17 protein-coding genes and 1 tRNA gene are annotated in these 19,058 nt (G+C 41.5%); 12 read left to right on the top strand and 6 right to left on the bottom strand.

Annotated features, from left to right (window positions below; genetic code table 11):
• The 4 genes from ACR2F3_RS11890 to ACR2F3_RS11875 all read left to right on the top strand — a co-directional run.
• Window positions 1-231, top strand: a 231-nt coding sequence (locus ACR2F3_RS11890; RefSeq protein ID WP_432710192.1) for an alpha-L-rhamnosidase C-terminal domain-containing protein, incomplete at its 5' end; no start/stop codon positions are given.
• Entirely contained in the window at window positions 228-3,329 is a 3,102-nt protein-coding gene (locus ACR2F3_RS11885; RefSeq protein ID WP_432710191.1) for a glycosyl hydrolase, read from the top strand. The genes ACR2F3_RS11890 and ACR2F3_RS11885, both read left to right, overlap by 4 nt.
• A 1-nt stretch (window position 3,330) precedes the next feature.
• Complete coding sequence (locus ACR2F3_RS11880) at window positions 3,331-4,803, top strand: arabinose isomerase (RefSeq protein ID WP_432710190.1); 1,473 nt, start codon at window positions 3,331-3,333, stop codon at window positions 4,801-4,803.
• A gap of 36 nt (window positions 4,804-4,839) precedes the next feature.
• Window positions 4,840-6,708 carry a beta-L-arabinofuranosidase domain-containing protein gene (locus ACR2F3_RS11875; RefSeq protein ID WP_432710189.1) on the top strand — a complete coding sequence of 623 codons (1,869 nt, stop codon included), beginning with the start codon at window positions 4,840-4,842 and terminating at the stop codon, window positions 6,706-6,708.
• 84 nt (window positions 6,709-6,792) lie between these two features.
• Here ACR2F3_RS11875 and ACR2F3_RS11870 read toward each other — a convergent pair.
• Window positions 6,793-6,869 (bottom strand) — tRNA-His (locus ACR2F3_RS11870).
• A 293-nt stretch (window positions 6,870-7,162) separates the two neighbouring features.
• Between ACR2F3_RS11870 and ACR2F3_RS11865 the strand changes: the two genes are divergently transcribed.
• The 4 genes from ACR2F3_RS11865 to ACR2F3_RS11850 all read left to right on the top strand — a co-directional run bounded on the left by ACR2F3_RS11865 (window position 7,163) and on the right by ACR2F3_RS11850 (window position 11,157).
• Window positions 7,163-7,726 carry a UbiX family flavin prenyltransferase gene (locus ACR2F3_RS11865; protein WP_432710188.1) on the top strand — a complete coding sequence of 188 codons (564 nt, stop codon included), beginning with the start codon at window positions 7,163-7,165 and terminating at the stop codon, window positions 7,724-7,726.
• A 122-nt stretch (window positions 7,727-7,848) separates the two neighbouring features.
• Window positions 7,849-9,168 carry a tRNA (N(6)-L-threonylcarbamoyladenosine(37)-C(2))-methylthiotransferase MtaB gene (mtaB, locus tag ACR2F3_RS11860; protein WP_432710187.1) on the top strand — a complete coding sequence of 440 codons (1,320 nt, stop codon included), beginning with the start codon at window positions 7,849-7,851 and terminating at the stop codon, window positions 9,166-9,168.
• 31 nt (window positions 9,169-9,199) lie between these two features.
• Entirely contained in the window at window positions 9,200-10,354 is a 1,155-nt protein-coding gene (locus ACR2F3_RS11855; RefSeq protein WP_432710186.1) for a prolipoprotein diacylglyceryl transferase, read from the top strand.
• Window positions 10,355-10,365: 11 nt separating this feature from the next.
• On the top strand, window positions 10,366-11,157 hold the full coding sequence (locus tag ACR2F3_RS11850; RefSeq protein ID WP_432710185.1) for an inositol monophosphatase family protein: 792 nt from the start codon (window positions 10,366-10,368) through the stop codon (window positions 11,155-11,157).
• A 63-nt stretch (window positions 11,158-11,220) separates the two neighbouring features.
• Here ACR2F3_RS11850 and ACR2F3_RS11845 read toward each other — a convergent pair whose 3' ends face one another.
• The 3 genes from ACR2F3_RS11845 to ACR2F3_RS11835 all read right to left on the bottom strand — a co-directional run bounded on the left by ACR2F3_RS11845 (window position 11,221) and on the right by ACR2F3_RS11835 (window position 13,549).
• On the bottom strand, window positions 11,221-11,769 hold the full coding sequence (locus ACR2F3_RS11845; protein WP_432710184.1) for a NifU family protein: 549 nt from the start codon (window positions 11,767-11,769) through the stop codon (window positions 11,221-11,223).
• A 76-nt stretch (window positions 11,770-11,845) separates the two neighbouring features.
• Window positions 11,846-13,192, bottom strand: coding sequence for an adenylosuccinate lyase (gene purB, locus ACR2F3_RS11840; RefSeq protein ID WP_432710183.1), 1,347 nt, complete (start codon window positions 13,190-13,192; stop codon window positions 11,846-11,848).
• A gap of 138 nt (window positions 13,193-13,330) precedes the next feature.
• Complete coding sequence (locus ACR2F3_RS11835) at window positions 13,331-13,549, bottom strand: hypothetical protein (RefSeq protein ID WP_432710182.1); 219 nt, start codon at window positions 13,547-13,549, stop codon at window positions 13,331-13,333.
• A 206-nt stretch (window positions 13,550-13,755) separates the two neighbouring features.
• On the opposite strand from ACR2F3_RS11835, the gene ACR2F3_RS11830 reads away from it, so the two are divergent.
• The 4 genes from ACR2F3_RS11830 (at window position 13,756) to ACR2F3_RS11815 (ending at window position 16,549) form a co-directional block, all read left to right on the top strand.
• Window positions 13,756-14,322 carry an RNA polymerase sigma factor gene (locus tag ACR2F3_RS11830; RefSeq protein ID WP_432710181.1) on the top strand — a complete coding sequence of 189 codons (567 nt, stop codon included), beginning with the start codon at window positions 13,756-13,758 and terminating at the stop codon, window positions 14,320-14,322.
• Between the two features lie 7 nt (window positions 14,323-14,329).
• Window positions 14,330-15,421 (top strand): S1C family serine protease, encoded by a 1,092-nt coding sequence (locus tag ACR2F3_RS11825; RefSeq protein WP_432710180.1) that lies wholly within the window; start codon window positions 14,330-14,332, stop codon window positions 15,419-15,421.
• 204 nt (window positions 15,422-15,625) lie between these two features.
• Entirely contained in the window at window positions 15,626-16,261 is a 636-nt protein-coding gene (locus ACR2F3_RS11820; protein ID WP_432710179.1) for a peroxiredoxin, read from the top strand.
• A gap of 87 nt (window positions 16,262-16,348) precedes the next feature.
• Window positions 16,349-16,549, top strand: a complete 201-nt coding sequence (locus tag ACR2F3_RS11815; protein WP_196860224.1) for a cold-shock protein — start codon at window positions 16,349-16,351, stop codon at window positions 16,547-16,549.
• Between the two features lie 56 nt (window positions 16,550-16,605).
• Here the strand turns inward: ACR2F3_RS11815 and ACR2F3_RS11810 are convergent, their stop codons facing one another.
• Both ACR2F3_RS11810 and ACR2F3_RS11805 read right to left on the bottom strand, forming a co-directional pair.
• Window positions 16,606-17,781, bottom strand: coding sequence for a THUMP-like domain-containing protein (locus ACR2F3_RS11810; RefSeq protein ID WP_432710178.1), 1,176 nt, complete (start codon window positions 17,779-17,781; stop codon window positions 16,606-16,608).
• Between the two features lie 14 nt (window positions 17,782-17,795).
• Window positions 17,796-19,058 (bottom strand): aspartate kinase, encoded by a 1,263-nt coding sequence (locus ACR2F3_RS11805; protein ID WP_432710177.1) that lies wholly within the window; start codon window positions 19,056-19,058, stop codon window positions 17,796-17,798.

Below are 19,058 nucleotides of genomic sequence, written 5' to 3'. Positions count from 1 at the left end.
ATCAAGGTTCAATGGAAAACGGCAGGTAATCAAGTGCACTTAAATTTGACCATCCCTGCCAATACCTCAACACAGGTGCTTTTGCCAACTGCTGATCTGGAGGGAATACGCGAAAATGGCAAGGCTATCGGTACAGACCCTCATGTTAAGGCTGTGGGTAAGCAGGGCGAAAAGGTTTTGCTGGAGCTAGAATCCGGCACATATATGTTAACATTTAGTCAGAAGTCATGAAAATAAAAAGCCTTTTTCAGTGGACAATCGCGGTGTTGCTGACTGTAGTTGGTTTAAGCGCTGTTGGACAACAAGGGATGAAACCGCCTGAATCTTATCCTGCGTTAACGAAGCAATTTAAAACGCCTGATAAACAGTTTGGATCTGCGCCACTGTGGGTATGGAACGCTGATGTTACAGAAGGCAAGATCGACACTATGCTTTTAGAATTTAAAGCGAATGCTTTTGGAGGAGTGTTCGTCCACCCACGTCCAGGGCTGATCACACCTTATCTTTCTAAAACTTGGCATGATCTCTATCGCTATACCGTACAACGGGGGAAAGCTCTTGGCTTGGAAGTATGGATCTATGATGAAAACTCCTATCCCAGCGGCTTTGCTGGCGGGCATGTGCCTGAGGCCATGCCAAGTGCCTATAATCAGGGGCAGATGCTGCATCTCCGTAAAACATCGAACATGGATCCGTCTGATAAGGTGTTCTTAGCATTGAAGTCTACAGGCGTTGGTTTTCAGAAAGTAGATCTTAATGCAAAGCACGATCCGGGAACCTATTACATTTTTGAAAAACAAAATTATCAACGTACGCCCTGGTACGGCGGGTACTCCTATGTAGATCTACTGGTGAAAGGCGTTACGGAGAAGTTTATTGAGGTCACCATGAAGGGCTATGAACAGGCTTTTGGCAATGAGTTCGGTAAAACTGTTCCAGGCATCTTCACGGATGAGCCAAACATAGAGGTGCAAGGGGCGGGTAACATCCGCTGGACACCCGACTTATTTGAGGTGTTTAAAGCGCGATGGGGTTATGATCTTGAAAATCAGTTGCCATCTCTGTTTGAAGAAGTGGGCGACTGGAAAAAGGTAAGGCATAACTATTACCAAGTATTACTACAACTTTTCATTGATCGTTGGTCTAAGCCATGGTATGAATATACCGAGGCCAAAAATCTGGAATGGACAGGGCATTATTGGGAACATGGATGGCCAAATCCGAACCATGGTGGTGACAATATGGCGATGTATGCCTGGCATCAACGTCCGGGAATAGACATGCTTTTCAACCAGTTTGATGAGGAAAGCGCAAATGCCCAATTCGGGAATGTTCGGGCCGTGAAAGAGCTTGCCAGTGTAGCCAACCAACTTGGCAAGAAACGCACGTTAAGTGAAACGTATGGGGGCGCAGGATGGGAGCTTTCATTTCAGGATTTGAAACGACTGGGTGATTGGGAGTTTGTGCTTGGGGTGAATTCGTTAAATCAGCATCTATCTTATATGACCATGGTTGGTGCCAGGAAGTACGACTACCCGCAGTCTTTCTCCTATCATAGTCCCTGGTGGCCGCATTATGAACCCCTAAACCGCTACTTCTCCAGGTTATCGCTGGCACTGTCGAGCGGAAGCCAGGTGAATGACATCCTTATTCTGGAACCTACTACGGCAACCTGGATGTATTCGGCTTTTGAAAAGCCAAATACCCGGAGGAATGAGATTGGCCAGCAATTTCAATCCTTTGTTACACGATTGGAAAAGCAGCAACTGGAGTATGATCTGGGTTCAGAAAATATCATTAAAGATCACGGGAAAGTCGCTAAGAATAAGTTTGTGGTAGGTAGGAGGCAGTACTCCAAAGTTGTCCTTCCTCCTGGAATGGAGAACCTGGACCAAGTTACAGCTGACTTACTTAAGCAGTTTGTTCAACAAGGTGGCGAACTGATCGTGTTGGAACAAGTCAAATACATCGATGGTAGTGCTGTGGAGGCAGCACTTGCTGTAGTTAATAAAAACTTCCGTAAGTACGGGCCAGCAGGTGATATACCATTACTGGAAAAGCTCGAAAACAAGGGTCTTTCATTTGATAAATCCAGCCTATCGACGGGGAAGCTTTATCATCAGCGGAGGGTGCTTAGCGATGGTGAACTCTTATTCCTGGTAAACTCCAGTTTAGAGGAACACGTAAAAGGCAGCTTTGAGGTCATGCAAAAGCAGGTCACCTTGCTTGATCTGATGACGGGCGAACGCTACCGTTATCCAACCACTCCCTCAGGTGCTTCAACGCAGGTGAGTTTCGAACTTCCTGCTGCTGGCAGCATGTTGTTTTTCCTGTCAGATGCTAATATGGATAACTATCCTGTTTATAAACTCTCACAGGAAGTAGTAGGTAAGCCTGTTAGTGCTTCCACAACTGTTAAGTTTATGGAGCCGAATGTGCTCACGCTGGACTTTGTGAATGTGAATTTAGGCGCATCGACATTGAAGGATATGCAGGTGTATCACGCCTCGGACACCATTTTTAAACATTTTGGGTTTACTGACGGTAATCCCTGGAACACTTCAGTACAGTATAATGATAATATTATCCAACGGGATACAATTACATCAGGTGGCTTTAGCGTCGATTACCACTTCAATGTTAATGAGCAGGTTGATCTTAAAACTATTCAGCTTGCTATAGAACGACCTTGGTTATGGACGGTTGAACTTAATGGGACAATCATACAGGCAAACGTTGGAACCTGGTATCTGGATAAGGAAATATTAAGATTCGATGCCGGGAAACTGATTAAAGCGGGGCAAAATACGGTGAGGTTGAAGCCTAACCGGATGCGTGTCCATTCTGAAGTTGAACCTGTTTATGTGCTAGGAAATTTCGATCTAAAAGCTGCAGTAAAAGGATTTGAACTCATTCCTGCAACAGCAGCTAAAATCGGTAGCTGGAAATCAACAGGACGACCAATGTATGGCAAACTCACCAGCTATAGCAAAACACTGAAAGCGGAAAGTGGAAAAAGTTATAAAATAAGTTTGAATGATTGGAAAGGTACTGCGGCAATCTTATTTGTAAACGGTAAAAAAGCTGCTGATTTAAGTTATGCGCCATATTCCTTTACGCTTACAGGGCTTAAACCAGGTAATAATCTTGTGGAAGTACAGGTCATCGGAAGCCTTAAGAATACCTTAGGACCGCATCACAATCGTCCAAAGCCCGGACTGGTAAGTCCATGGCTATGGCGCGGGGTGAAAAGCTTCCCATCGGGATCTGAATACGATCTTTATGAATATGGGCTATTTGATGATTTTCAAATCACAGTACTGAACTAATATGTTTAATGGAAATGATATAGCATTACAATTGGAGCCGCTCCGGTTTCAGCCACTAAATTTCAAAGTTGGCTTGTTCGGGATCGGTCTTGAAGCCTATTGGGCACAATTTGAAGGTTTAAAAGAAACTTTGGAAGGTTATCTCGGCCGGGTGGAAACACAACTTCGCAGCATTCATCCAGAAGTCTTGAATTTAGGTTTGATCGATACTATAGATAAGGCCTTTGATGCCCGTACTGCCTTCAAGACTGCTGATGTGGACATCATTTTTCTTTATGTATCCACGTACGCATTATCGGCAACAGTACTTCCGGTAATCCGGAAGGCTAATGTGCCGGTGATTGTACTTAACCTGTCACCAGAGCCAGCGATTAATTACAGGTTTTTCAATGACATGCAGGATAGGGTGAAGCAAACCGGAACATGGCTGGCTTACTGTTCTTCCTGCAGCGTGCCGGAACTGGCGAATGTATTTCAACGAGCTAACCTTAAGTTTCAACAGGTAACCGGACTTCTGGATCCAGAGGATTTATGTTGGGAGGAGATTGAAGCCTGGATACAGTCGGCAAAAGTTGCCCATGTGCTGGAGCATAATCGCATGGGCTGTATGGGTCATTATTACGGTGGCATGCTGGATATTTATACAGATTGCACCAAGCAGTTGGCCACATTTGGTGGGCATATGGAAATGCTGGAAGTTGAAGAGCTTGCCGCTTTACGGGATGCGGTAAGTTTGGATGAACTCGAAGCACGGCTTAAGGTGTTTGATGCTCTGTTTGACATACAGGAAGATTGCCTGGTGGAAGACCTGGCAAATGCTGCGCGCACTTCTATTGCACTGGATCTAATGGTGGCAAAGTATAAACTTGGTTCCATTGCTTACTATTACAAGGGTACTGGTAATGCCGCAAATGAAGAAGCAATTAGTTCGATCATCTTAGGAAATTCCTTACTTACATCAAGGGGTATTCCTGTGGCTGGTGAATATGAAATTAAAAATGTACAGGCCATGAAGATCATGGATGCCTTTGGCGCGGGCGGGTCATTTTCTGAGTTTTATGCCATGGATTACAAGGATGATGTGGTGCTATTGGGACATGATGGCCCTGGCCATATCAGAATAGCAGAAGGGAAGATCAATGTGAGGTCTTTGCGGGTCTACCATGGCAAGGTTGGCTCCGGGCTCTCTATTGAAATGATGGTTAGGAATGGTCCGGTGACCTTGCTCTCTGTAGTAGAGCAAGGTGCGGGGCTCTTGCTTTTGGTTGCGGAAGGACATTCAGTTGCTGGTCCTATACTGGAGATTGGGAATACTAATAGTCGATATCGGTTTGAGGGCGGCATAAGAAATTTTGTACAGGCCTGGAACAGCCATGGTCCGGCGCATCACTGCGCAATCGGTGTCGGACACTTAGCGCATAAAATCAAAAAGCTTGGCGCAATACTGGATTTGCCAGTTGTTCAGGTTTGTTAGCATAATGGATAAATATTAATTTTTAAACACAAACAAATGAAGGTATTTTATACAATGTTGCTGCTTATTGGCGCAAGTACAGCGATTCACGCTCAGAAAGTTAAACCCAGCATCCGGGACAAGTTTTTCGCATCAAACTATAGCGTAGTTAAAGGGCATATTGGTGAAAAGCTGGATCAGTCTTACGAAAACAGGATTCTTGTTCAGGACATTGAACATTTAGTTGCACCCTTCCGTAGCCGTAAGGAGTCGCGTATGTGGCAAAGTGAGTTTTGGGGTAAATATGTGACCTCAGCCGTACTGGCCTATAAATACCGCCCTGAACCGGCAATGATGAATACTTTGAAGGAAGCTGTTGCAGGACTGATTGCGACGCAAACACAGGATGGTTATATCGGGAATTATAGTCCTGAGCACCGCCTGGAACAATGGGACATCTGGGGCAGGAAATATTCTATGTTGGGTTTGTTGGACTACCATGAATTGACAAGTGATCAAGCCAGCCTTGCCGCGGCCGTTAAGGTTGCAGATCACTTGATGAAAGAGCTTGCAGATCGGGATGGTGTGATTGTAAATAAAGGGAACTACCGTGGGATGGCCGCCTCTTCGGTATTGGAGCCTATGGTGAAGTTATATCGTTTAACAGTAAAGGAGAAGTATTTGAATTTTGCAAAGGAGATAGTACGCCAGTGGGAAACGCCGGAAGGCCCCAATTTAATTAGCAAGGCAGATCAGGATGTGAGTAGCCGTTTTGCGAGGCCAGCATCATGGTACAGCCTGGAGCAGGGGCAGAAAGCTTATGAAATGATGTCCTGTTACGAAGGTTTGCTGGAGTTGTACCGAATTACAGGCGACCCTATGTACAAAGCGGCTGTAGAGAAGACCTGGCAAAATATCAGAGCGACAGAGATTAATGTTGCCGGCTCCGGTGCATCGGAGGAAATGTGGTTCAGCGGGCACAAAAGACAAACATTGCCTGTTGCGCATTTCCAGGAAACTTGTGTAACAGCTACCTGGATCAAGCTGAATCAGCAGCTTCTACGTTTAACTGGAGAGGTTAAATATGCAGATGAAATTGAGAAGTCCTACTATAATGCACTACTTGGGGCATTAAATCATGACGCTTCAGAATGGGCGAAATATACCCCCCTGAATGGGCGTAGATTGCCCGGAAGTGGGCAATGTGGGATGAACCTGAATTGTTGCGATGCCAGTGGGCCCCGTGGTCAGTTTACACTGCCGCTAACAACGGTTATGGGTACCGGTGATGGGCTCGCGGTAAACTTTTATGTAGAAGGCCAGTACTCCTTAACCACACCAAAAGGGAAAAAAGTAGTACTTAATCAACAGACAGACTATCCGGTTTCCGGATTGATAAAACTTAGTTTAAATCTTCCTAAAGCAGAAGAGATGACACTGCAGTTGCGCATACCGGCATGGAGTGAAATCAATGAAGTGTATGTGAACGATGAACTGATTAGGGATGTGAAGGCAGGAACATCGCTGAAGATTAAAAGAAGCTGGAATTCTAAAGATATGGTTCGGGTGAAACTGGATATGCGCGGACGGGTTGAGCGGCATGATGCTAATGGCAGTTTTGCGTCTATATTCCGCGGGCCAATGGTATTGTCGCGCGACACCCGCTTTGGCGGCCCGGATTTAATAACGGCTAACCGCCCTGTAGTGGATAAAGCAGGTTACTTCGACTTACGCCCGGTGTCGAATACTAATGGCGAAAACCTGTGGATGCATTATAAAGGTAGTTTTGTGCCGGAGTCTTACAAGGAAGTTGCTGCTGAGCCGATTGAGATTGATCTGATCGACTATGCCTCGGCTGGAAACGGTACACAAAATTCCACGTTTGCAGTATGGTTGCCGCAGGTGTTTAGTAATCGCGAACGTTAATGTTAGGTTTTTGTTTGTGCCCCCGGTGTGTCCCTGGAGGGGCTGGAAACAAAAAAAGCGGCTTCGAAGAAGCCGCTTTACTGATGGGGTGGAATATGGGGCTCGAACCCACGACCCTCGGTACCACAAACCGATGCTCTAACCAACTGAGCTAAAACCACCATTTATTTCAGTGAGACAAAAGTACAAAGTTTCAGCGATTATTCAAATTTATTTAAAGTTTTTAAACCATTAATTAGTAATTAATTCACGCTCAGGGGGATTAATTTTGACTTTTTGAAATTTTCCTTCCAGATTCCCGCCTGAGAATGAATGTTTAAACTTTTATTATTAAGAAAAGTTAATTACATTTGATGGTGCCCTTTAGGGGGTATGTTTTTCATAGGTAGATGTAGGGCCGGATATTCGTATCCGGCTCTTTTTTTTGCCTAAAGGTTGTATCTTTAACCCATCTATGGGTAAAAAGAAAATCATTGTAGCCATTACCGGTGCCAGCGGCTCCATCTACGCCAAACTCTTGTTAGATAATTTACAGTTACTGTCTGACCAGATTGAAAAGGTAGGGGTAGTCATGTCGGATAATGCCAAAGAAGTATGGCGGTTTGAGCTTGGCCATGAAGACTACAATAACTACAACTTTGATTTCTATCAAAAAATGGACTTCAATGCACCCTTTGCCTCGGGTTCGGCCAAATACGATACCATGATCATCATTCCCTGCTCCATGGGTACCCTCGGCAGAATTGCACACGGAATTTCTAACGACTTAATTTCCCGCGCAGCGGATGTAGTGTTAAAAGAACGCCGTAAATTAATTGCTGTCGCACGCGACACCCCTTTCAGTTTAATCCATCTCAACAATATGAAAGCCGTTACAGAAGCTGGAGGTATTATATGTCCGGCTAATCCTTCGTTTTATAACCTACCAAAAACCATTGAAGAAGTGGCACAAACGGTAGTGAGCCGTGTGGTAGACCTGGCGGGTTTAACGCAGGAGAGCTACCGGTGGAACGAGTAAAATTATCTAAAAATTACAAAGGCCAGGTTGCATGACAGGTGATAACACCTACAAATCTGTATCTTTGCCGAATTGGACATGAAATTATTGTTCCATGTTCCTGAATAAACAATATACTACTAATGAAAACAGTTGCATTTTATACATTAGGTTGTAAGTTAAACTTCTCTGAAACTTCAACCATCGGTCGTTTATTTACCGATGCAGGTTATGGGGTGGTTGATTTTACAGCCGGTGCCGACGTTTATGTAATCAATACCTGTTCAGTAACAGAACATGCCGACAAAAAGTGCCGGAAGGTGGTTAAGGAAGCGTTAAAATATTCACCAAATGCATATGTAACCATTGTAGGCTGTTATGCACAATTGAAACCAACGGAGATTGCCGAAATCGAAGGTGTGGATATGGTGCTTGGTGCTGCCGAGAAGTTCAGGATTGTAGAATATATTACAGACCTGACTAAAAATCCTAAAGCAGTTGTTCACCAGCAAAACATCGAAAAAGTAAACCATAACTTTATTGCCGCTTATTCTATAGGCGATCGTACACGTACTTTTCTGAAGGTTCAGGATGGTTGCGATTACCCGTGTACGTATTGTACCATTCCGCTTGCCCGTGGTGGAAGCAGGAGCGATACCATAGAAAACGTGGTTAATCGCGCACAGCAGATTGCTGCCAGTGGGGTAAAAGAAATCGTGTTAACAGGGGTAAACCTTGGCGATTTTGGTATCCGCAATGGCCAGCGTGAAGATAAATTCTTTGACTTGGTTAAGGCACTTGACGAAGTAGAAGGCATAGAAAGAATCAGAATCTCTTCCATAGAGCCTAATTTGTTAAGCAATGAAATTATCAGTTTCGTAGCAAACTCAAAAAGATTTGTTCCTCACTTCCATATTCCATTACAGTCGGGTTCCAATAAAATATTAGGGCTAATGCGCAGGCGTTACCAACGTGAACTGTATACCGAGCGTGTGGCCACCATCAAAGCATTAATTCCCAACTGTTGTATCGGTGTCGATGTGATTGTAGGTTTCCCTGGTGAAACACATGAGGATTTCCTAGATACCTACCAGTTCCTTAATGGACTAGACATTTCTTACCTGCATGTTTTTACCTATTCTGAACGCGAGCAAACTGCAGCCGCTGAAATGGATGGACGTGTAGCAGGAAGTACCCGTGCAGACCGCAACAAAATGCTTCACATCTTGTCTGACAAAAAAAGACGTGCTTTCTACGAATCTCAATTGGGAACCGTAGGAGAGGTGCTTTTTGAAGATGATCAGAAAAGTGGTTTCATGCACGGCTTTACCAAAAACTATGTTAAAGTAAGGGCTAAATACGATCCGGTAATGGTAAATGAAATTAAAGCCGTTAACCTGGTTGCTATTACAGCCGATGGGGAGGTAGAAGTTACCGAATGCGAACAAGTTTTAGCGCATTAATACTATATTCGCAATAAACTTATTTTAACGTATGTTTCCTACTGTATCGCATTTTATCGAATATCTTTTTGGTGTTCAGATTCCACTTCCTTTTAATACTTTCGGTGTGTTTGTAGCACTGGCCTTTGTGGCTGGTTACTGGGCATTTACGGAAGAACTGAAACGTAAAGAAGCGCAGGGTTTACTGCATCCCATAAAAAAGACCATCGAAATCGGTAAGCCGGCAACAATGTCAGAAATGATATCCAATGGTATTTTTGGATTTTTAATTGGTTATAAACTTGTTTACGCCTTAATCAACTATCAGTTATTTGTTAATGATGCCCAAACAGTACTGCTTTCTTTAAAAGGAAACCTGCTTGGAGGCTTATTCTTCGCTGGTTTATTTATATATTGGGATTATAAAGAAAAAGGTAAACACCAGCTTCCACAGCCAAAAAAGGTAGTGGTTACGGAACATCCTTACCAGCTGATGGGGCATTTGATTGTCTGGGCTGCGGTTTGGGGTTTCCTGGGTGCGAAAGTATTTGACAACTTAGAACACTGGGATACTTTTGTACAGGATCCCATTGGTGGTTTATTATCATTTAGTGGTTTAACTTTTTACGGCGGACTTATTTGCGGTGGAGCTGCGGTTATTATTATTGCCCGCAAAAACGGTATCAAACCGCTACACATGTTAGATGTGGGTAGCCCGGGTATGATGTTGGCCTACTGCGTAGGCAGAATTGGCTGCCAACTATCTGGTGATGGTGATTGGGGTATTGTAAACACCAACCCTAAGCCGGTAAGCTGGCTTCCTGACTGGCTTTGGGCTTCTACCTATCCACATAACGTGGCCAATGAAGGGGTGCCAATTCCAGGTTGTGTTGGCCGTTTCTGTAATGAATTACCCTTGCCGGTATATCCTACGCCGGTTTACGAAGTGATTGTTTGTTTTATCCTTTTCCTTATTCTATGGCGCTTAAGGACATATATCAAAGTTCCAGGAATGATGTTTGGTATCTACCTGATGTTTAATGGTACAGAGCGTTTCTTTATCGAAATGATTCGCGTAAACACGAAATACAATGTAGCAGGTATACAATTTACGCAGGCTGAACTAATTTCTTCTGTTTTATTTATTACTGGTTTGGCGTTTGTTTTGTACACGTATAAAAACAGAGAGAAACTTGCATCCTATTAAAATATAAGCCTTTGAATTACGAATTTTTGTGTACTAAGGTGATCGCTATTACGCGATTAACCGGTAATTTTATTAGAAAAGAATCGATGAATTTCGATGCCGGAAAAATTGAATTCAAAGGATTGAATGACCTGGTATCTTATGTCGATAAAACCGCCGAAAAGCACTTGGTCGAAAACCTGTCGGTATTAATTCCTGAGGCTGGTTTTACCACCGAGGAAAAAACGATTAACAGCAGGGGCGAGGTATATAACTGGATCATTGATCCTTTAGATGGCACCACCAACTTTATACATGGTGTGCCTACTTATTCTATAAGCATCGCTTTATATGAACACGACCAGCCGGTATTAGCAGTGGTCTATGAAATAAACCGTGGTGAAATGTTTTACACCTATAAAGGTGGAAATGCGTACCTCAATAATAAAGTGATCTCGGTGTCGCCTTGCAGTAAAATGGAGGGTAGTTTATTGGCGACTGGGTTCCCATACTACGATTTTGGGAAACAGGAGCAATACCTGAAGCTCTTTGCGGAAGTGATGCGCAAGTGTCATGGTATCCGTAGAATTGGTTCAGCAGCCGTAGATTTGGCCTATGTAGCGTGTGGTCGGTTTGAAGCTTTTTTTGAATACAACTTAAATTCTTGGGACGTTGCCGCAGGTGCATACCTTGTGCAGCAGGCAGGTGGCCGGGTAATGAATTTTAAAGGTGGAGCAGAGTTTACAGAGACAAGAGAAATTCTGGCCACCAATGGATTAATTGACCATGAAATTCTGGAAATTATAGAAAGAAACTTTAATTAGCAAGGGAACAAACAAGCCCATCTATTTCTCATAAAGATGGGCTTGTTGATTATCGTGTAGCTTTTATAAGGCTTCTGAAACCACTTCTTTAACTTCTGGTACCATTCTTTGTAAAAGATTCTGGATACCCGATTTTAAGGTAATGGTAGATGATGGGCAGCCGCTACAAGAACCTCTTAGTTCTACGGTAACCACACCTTCATTGTATGATTTAAAGCTGATGGCGCCACCATCCTGCTCTACAGCAGGGCGTACGTAATCATTTAAAATCTGTTGTATTTTTATTTCAAGGTCAGTTCCTTCAAAGCTTACTGCCTCATTGGATTCTTCCTTGATTTTATATTCTGATTCGACCGCGCCTTTAACGAACTCCTTTAAAATGGGTTCAACATCGGGCCATTCCACATCTTCTGTCTTGGTAATGGTGACGAAGTTACTGGCGAAAAATACACCATTAACGAAATTGAACTTAAACAATTCCTTAGCAAATGGAGAATGTTCAGCAGCTTCCTTTGTTGCAAAATCCTCGCTTCCATTGATCAATAGCTTATTGACCATGAATTTCATTGTAGCAGGATTTGGAGTTTGTTCTGTATATACGTTGATCGTCATTGTCTTTTTTTTAACAAAAATAAATAATCTACTCTTGCCAAGTGATATCCACTTGTCTGTTTAAGGTCATTATATCTTAAAACACCCCTGTATAGTTATAGGGGGTGATTTTCTTCAATTCTTCCTTCAACGCCGTGCTAATCTGCAAGCCATCAATAAACACGGCCATGGTGTCGGCTGTAATCTTCTGGTTGGTGCGTGTAAGGTCTTTTAAGGCCTCATAAGGATTAGGGTATGCTTCACGGCGTAATATGGTTTGAATGGCTTCTGCAACTACTGCCCAGTTGTTTTCTAGGTCGGCTGTAATAACTTCTTCATTTAACAGGATTTTGTTCAAACCTTTAAGTGTTGAAGAAATCGAAATTACGGTATGTGCCATTGGTACACCCACATTCCTCAAAACGGTGGAGTCGGTGAGGTCCCTTTGTAAACGGGAGATAGGAAGTTTTGATGCAAAGAATTCAAATAATGCATTGGCCAAACCAGCATTTCCTTCAGCGTTTTCGAAATCGATCGGGTTAACCTTATGTGGCATGGCTGATGAGCCTACTTCACCTTCTTTAATTTTTTGTTTAAAATAATTTTTAGAGATATAGGCCCAAATGTCTCTGTCAAGGTCAATAATGATGTTATTGATTCTTTTCAAGGCATCGCATTGTGCAGCAAACTGGTCGTAATGCTCAATTTGGGTAGTATGTTGTGCGCGGTTTAAGCCTAAAATATTATTTACAAAGTTGTTGGAGAAATCAACCCAGTTTGTAGCAGGGTAAGCAATATGGTGTGCATTAAAGTTACCGGTAGCACCACCAAATTTAGCGTTGTTCGGTATTGCTTTAAGGTTGTTTAACTGTATTTCAACTCTTTCGGCAAAAACAAGAAATTCCTTGCCTAGTTTGGTAGGAGAGGCTGGTTGCCCGTGGGTATGCGCCAATAAAGGAACATCTTTCCATTCTGTTGCTAAATCCTTCAATTTCTCGATTAAGGCAGAGATTTTAGGGTAATAAACCTCGTTTAACGCAAGCTTAAAGGTATATGGGATAGCGGTGTTATTGATGTCTTGAGAGGTCAACCCAAAATGAATAAACTCTTTAAAGTCCTGAAAACCTAAATCATCAAACTTCTTTTTGATAAAGTATTCTACAGCTTTAACATCATGGTTGGTTACTTTTTCTGTATCTTTAATTTCCTGAGCGTCTTTTTCTCCAAAATTTACATATACCTCGCGAAGCTTGTTGTAGTTGGCTTTATCGAAATTGGTTAGGCCCGGTAAATTAATTTCGCAAAGGGCGATGAAGTATTCGATTTCAACAAAGACTCTGTATTTGATTAAGCCGTATTCAGAAAAATATTGGGCTAGGTCCTGCGTTGTACTTCTATAACGTCCATCAACCGGAGATATAGCTTGAAGTGGAGATAAGTTCATGTAATGATAATGTTTTTTACACCGTAAAGGTAACATTTATTAGGGGAAATGGGGAAAGCATGGGGCGCTTATTGGCAAGTAAAGGGCATAAAAAAGGCCCTGGTTAAACCAAAGCCTTTTTTGAAAAGTTAATTTTGACTAGTGAGCAGTTTCAGTAGTAGTAGTTTCAACTTGAACTGTAGTATCAGCGATAGTTGAATCATTGATAGTAGTATCAACAACAGTAGTATCAGTGATGATAGTTGAAGAATCAGTAAGAAGTGTATCTGCACCTGAATCAGTTGACTCTGAGTTACATGCTGCTACTGATAAAGATACTGCTAAAGCTAAAAAGCCAAATTTAAATAAGTTTTTCATTCTAATTTCCGTTTAAATAATTAATTAATTTTACAAGTTAATACTGGTAATTGTAAAAGGTAACCCTAGGTTTGTAAAAAAAATAAAAATAAATTCTTTGTACCTTTAGAAAACCCCTTTTTAAAGCTATATACCGGTATAATTGGGGCAAAAGTAAATTTTTTATTTATAATTGGGTTACCATTCACATATAAAAGTATTAATTGGTGAGTAAGACGTTAAGCAATTCAGTTCCAACAGATAGAGAAGTAGTTTTAGGAATTCTAAATAACTCAGAGGACACGCTTAATAGACTGTATGTAGGGTATTTCCCGATGATTCTGCAGTTTATTTTGAAAAACAACGGTGATGAGGATGATGCTAAAGATGTTTACCAGGAAGCAATTATTGTTTTATATAACAAGATTAAGAGCGGTGAATTCGAATTAAGCAGTAAACTTAAGACTTATATCTATTCGGTTTGCAGGCGAATATGGCTAAAAAAGCTATCTAAGGAGAGCAAAAAAGCTGTAAACGTGGCGGATTTTGAGGATATTGAAGCGGTGGAGACTGATATGGAATTACACGAGGAAAAGGACAGGCAATTTGAGAAAATGCAGTCGGCCCTTGTTCATCTTGGAGAACCTTGCAAAACGATTATTCAGGACTTTTATATTAATAATTTATCCATGCAGGAGATATCGGAGAAATTCGGTTACACCAATACGGATAATGCGAAAACGCAGAAATATAAATGTTTGCAACGGTTAAAGAAATTGTTTTTTCAAACATAACTACGAAATGAGAAACGAACTAGCGTTAGAAGCGATTATAGATGATTACCTTTCGGGAAAGCTCTCTGAGGAAGAAGCCAAAGCTTTTGAGGAATTGCGTGCCAATGATCCTTCGGTTGATCATAAGGTAGTTTCGCATCAGGTTTTCCTGGCTTCCTTAAAAGACTACGGAGCCATCAATTCCTTGAAGAACCAAATGAATGCTATCCATGAAACCATGGATATACCGGCTTTAAAAGAAGCATTGAAACCTAAACCTTCGATGATTGTGCAATTATGGAAAAATCATAAATCGGCAATTGCGGTAGCCGCTTCATTTGCTTTGCTTGCCATGGTGTCCATTTATTCTATACAATATAACACCAAACAAAACGGCAGTTATGAAGTGATGAGCCGTGAATTGGTTAAAATCAAAAATTCACAGAATAAACTGATCAAGAACCTGAATAATAGTACCGTAACAACTGTTCCGACTACACCGGCTAAAGTTGGCGGCACTGGTTTTGCCCTAACCACCAACGGGTATATTTGTACAAACCTGCATGTTATAAGTGGTGCTGATTCTGTATATGTACAGAATAGTAAAGGTGAAGCTTTTAAAGCGAAAGTGGTTTATCAGGATCCGCAATACGACCTGGCCATCTTGAAAATTGTTGACCAGAACTTCTCTACTTTATCAACCCTACCCTACAAGTTGAAAAGCAATAACATTGGCATGGGAGAGAATGTGTATACTTTGGGTTTCCCTAAAGATGACGCTGTATTAGGTGAAGGCTATGTGAGTTCAAAAACTGGTCATGCAGGTGATACTACAGCTTACCAGGTATCGATCCCGGTTAATCCTGGAAATAGTGGTGGTCCGCTGTTGGATAATGAAGGTAATGTTATCGGCGTTATTAGTGCGAGGGAATACCAGGTTGAAGGTGCAGCGTTTGCTGTAAAATCTCAATATATCCTTGAAGCCTTAGGCGCCATTCCACAGGATTCTTTAGGTAAAAAAGTGACTCACGTTAAGAAGAGCCCTTTACAAGGTTTGACCAGAACTAAACAGATTGAAAAAATTGAAGATTATGTATTTATGGTGAAAGTATATAATTAATAACTACACATATTTTGTACAATCCCCGATGCCTGATGGTGTCGGGGATTTTTTTTTTAATTTTATTCTGAGCTTTTATGCTTCATTGTAATTGCTGGTTTTTCAGTTTTGTCTAACATTTTCAGGAAACCTGCTGTTATGTCAAATAGTATACTAAATTTGTAGTTATTAATAGAATAAAGTTGAACATTAAATAAGTAGATTATGAGCTTAAGAATAGGAGATGTAGCGCCAAACTTTCAAGCAGAGACATCGATTGGCAAAATTGACTTTTATGAATTTCTGGGAGACAACTGGGGTGTGTTGTTTTCTCATCCAGCAGATTATACACCAGTATGTACCACAGAACTTGGTCGTACGGCAGCCTTGAAAGACGAATTTGAAAAAAGAAATGTGAAGGTCTTAGCCTTAAGTGTTGACTCGGCAGTGTCGCATAAAGGCTGGATCAATGACATCAACGAAACGCAGCACACAAACGTAGAGTTTCCAATTATTGCAGATGAAGACAGGAAGATCGCTGATCTTTATGATATGATACATCCCAATGCTTCAGAAACATTAACGGTGCGTTCGTTATTTATTATCTCTCCTGATAAAAAAGTAAAACTGATGCTTACCTATCCGGCTTCTACTGGTAGGAACTTCAATGAAGTGATTCGCGTAATCGACTCTTTGCAGCTGACTGCCAAATATAGTGTGGCCACGCCAGCTGATTGGGAGGATGGCGAGGACGTCATTGTAATGAACTCCATCAAGACTGAAGAGATCCCTAGCCGCTTTCCAAAGGGCTATAAAGAGATAAAACCATACCTTAGAACAACCCCGCAACCAAATAAATAAAAATTTCATTTATTTTTGGTTTAGTTCAATTAAAATGATAATTTTAGTTACCAAGATAAAATTTATTATTTATTTAAGACTAAGATTATGAACACCGGGAAAGTAAAATGGTTTAATTCGGAAAAGGGGTATGGGTTTATTGTTTACGAAAACAACAAAGACATTTTTGTACACTTTAAAGACGTGCAGGGGGGCATTGATAGCCTAAAAGAGAACGATGCTGTAGAATTTGATATAGCAGAAGGACAAAAAGGCTACCAGGCGGTAAGAGTTAGGAAATACAACTAACACTTCGCACCCTTAAAGAAAAGCGCTCTTCCGCTACGACGGAAGGGCGTTTTTCTTTAATAATATTGTATTAACTTAGCTTTTATAATTAGGTTGTTTGAGATTTTCGTTTTAGTAAAAATCAGAAAGTCATCTTTTGCTGGTTTAATGTTATATTTCTTTGCCAACGCTGCTGGTTTCTCCGGATAGCTCCTTACAATGATGTTTGCCTTGATGTCTTTCTTTTTTTTTAATGTAGCAGAACTGATTGTTTCCTCTACCTCGAATATGCGTCCAGGGAACTCTTGCTTAAATACATCGGAAGTATAAATCTGTGTTTGTTCATGGAGCTTTTCCAAACCATAAGCTTCGGCAATGACATTGAAGCCCCCACTTTTAAGCAGAGCCACGTCTGGTTCATAAATATAAGTTTGTAGTTGGTCTGCAATGGTAATTTCTGCGCGCTGGTCCATGGCCATCTCAAACTTTTTGATGGTATCGTTAATAGTTACACTAACGATCTTCACCTCATCTGCAGGAGTCTTCGCCAGAATAAACAATAACTCTTTACATTCGTTCTTTGTGCTAACGATATGAACTCTCGTTACGTGTTTTAATTCTTTTAAGCCGGCACTGATGTCCAACAGAGGTGAGGTTTTGATGATTACCTGTTCGCCTTTTTTCAGTAACAGATCCATATGTTCAACCACATTAGGTGTGCAGTCTTTAAGCATGAACACTTTACCAAGTCCGCCTCTTCTTGCTGGATCTACATAGATCGTGTTAAAAGTTTCCGCTGTCTGCTGCAGGTAGTCAATACCGTCTGTTGCCAGAAAAGTCATGTTAGTGGCGCCAAGAACCGAAGCATTATGTTCCGCTATTTGTGACAGCTCTTGGTTAATTTCGCAATGCAGCACCTTTGCGGCATTCTTTGCAAAATAAAAGCTATCTACACCAAAGCCACCAGTAATGTCAACCACTGTTTTCGTGCCAACAAGATCTGCTTTGTAGGCGGCAGTTTTCTCTGATGACGTTTGTTCTATAGACAGCGCCGCAGGGTAGTAGATATAGTTCGCCTTGTACCAGGTAGGAAGTTTCTTCTCTGCTTTGTTTTTTGAAGTAATCTGATTAGCAAGTTCCTGTGCTGTAACACCAGTAAATGGGCTTTTAGCCATAGCAAGCTGGTGTACATCAACCTGTAAATGCGAGTTGATATATTCCTGAATTTCTGGATTGAGTATTTCTTTATTCAACAATGCTGAGGTTCTTATAATGATTTCATGAGAATCTGGCAGGTATTACGGCTTTTCACTTCCAAAAGTATTTGTTTGTTTTCGGTTAACCTCGAAATGGTTTCCTGGTTATAATACCTAATGGTAACCAGTTCGAGCCCTGTATTATATTTTACATGGTATTTTTCCTTAAGCTCGGCAATCAGTGTTAGTACCTTTTGCTCATTTTGATCAACACTTACCGAAAAGCTAAGTGCGGAGTTGAGCATGGTATTCACCTTTACCTTGTGTTTATGGAAAATACTGAAAATATCGCTTAGACTATCTTCTATAATAAAAGAGTAGTCTTTAGGAAAGATAGAAATCAGTACCTGATTCATCTTGAATATGAAAGAAGGAAATGGTGATTCAGTGACCTGGCCGTTAATGACAGTTCCCGGGCTTCCGCAACTTACGAAGGAACGTACGTAAAGAGGAATGTTTTTATTTTGTAGTGGCTTGATAGTTTTCGGATGTATAATCGTTGCGCCATAATAAGCCAGCTCAATGGCATCATGATATGATAATTGAGGAATCATTTGGGTGTGTTCAAACCACTTTGGGTCGGCATTGAGCACTCCCGGTACGTCTTTCCAAATGGTAAGGGAAGTGGCATTAAGGCATGCGCTAAAAATGGCTGCAGAATAATCGGAACCCTCACGGCCAAGTGTGGTGGTAAAGTTTTCACTGGTGCCTCCAATAAATCCCTGGGTGATGACCACAGACTTTTCTAATAGATGAAATAAATGACGTTGTATCTCCTGGGTTGTTTTTTCCCAATCAACAATTGCCTCGCGGTAATTATTATCGGTTTTGATATAGTTACGTGCATCAGCCCAGATAACGTTCTTTCCTATGGACTGTAGGTACGCTGCAATGATTTTTGTAGAGACAACTTCCCCGATCGACACAATCTGGTCGTAAATGTAGTCGGGCGCATCAATGGCTTCCTCTTCCAATAACCATTCAATTTCTACAAATACATTCGCTACATCATTGAAAACCGGATGCTGGTGATCAGCGAACAGTTCGTTCATCACGTCATAGTGATAGGTTTTGATTTGTTCTAATATGTTGAAACTTTCGCCATTATTGCTGATGAAAGCATGTGTTAGGCTTTCTAAGGCATTGGTTGTCTTTCCCATTGCAGAAACAACAACCAATAACTGATTGGCGTCTGATTTAATAATCAGTTCCGCCATATTTTGGATGGATTTTGCATCGCAAACAGATGCTCCACCAAATTTGTAAACTTCCAT

Source organism: Pedobacter sp. (assembly GCF_045627485.1).
Classification (GTDB): Bacteria; Bacteroidota; Bacteroidia; order Sphingobacteriales; family Sphingobacteriaceae; genus Pedobacter.
Note: the sequence above shows the minus strand (reverse complement) of the source record. Positions and strands in the feature narration are given on the sequence as shown.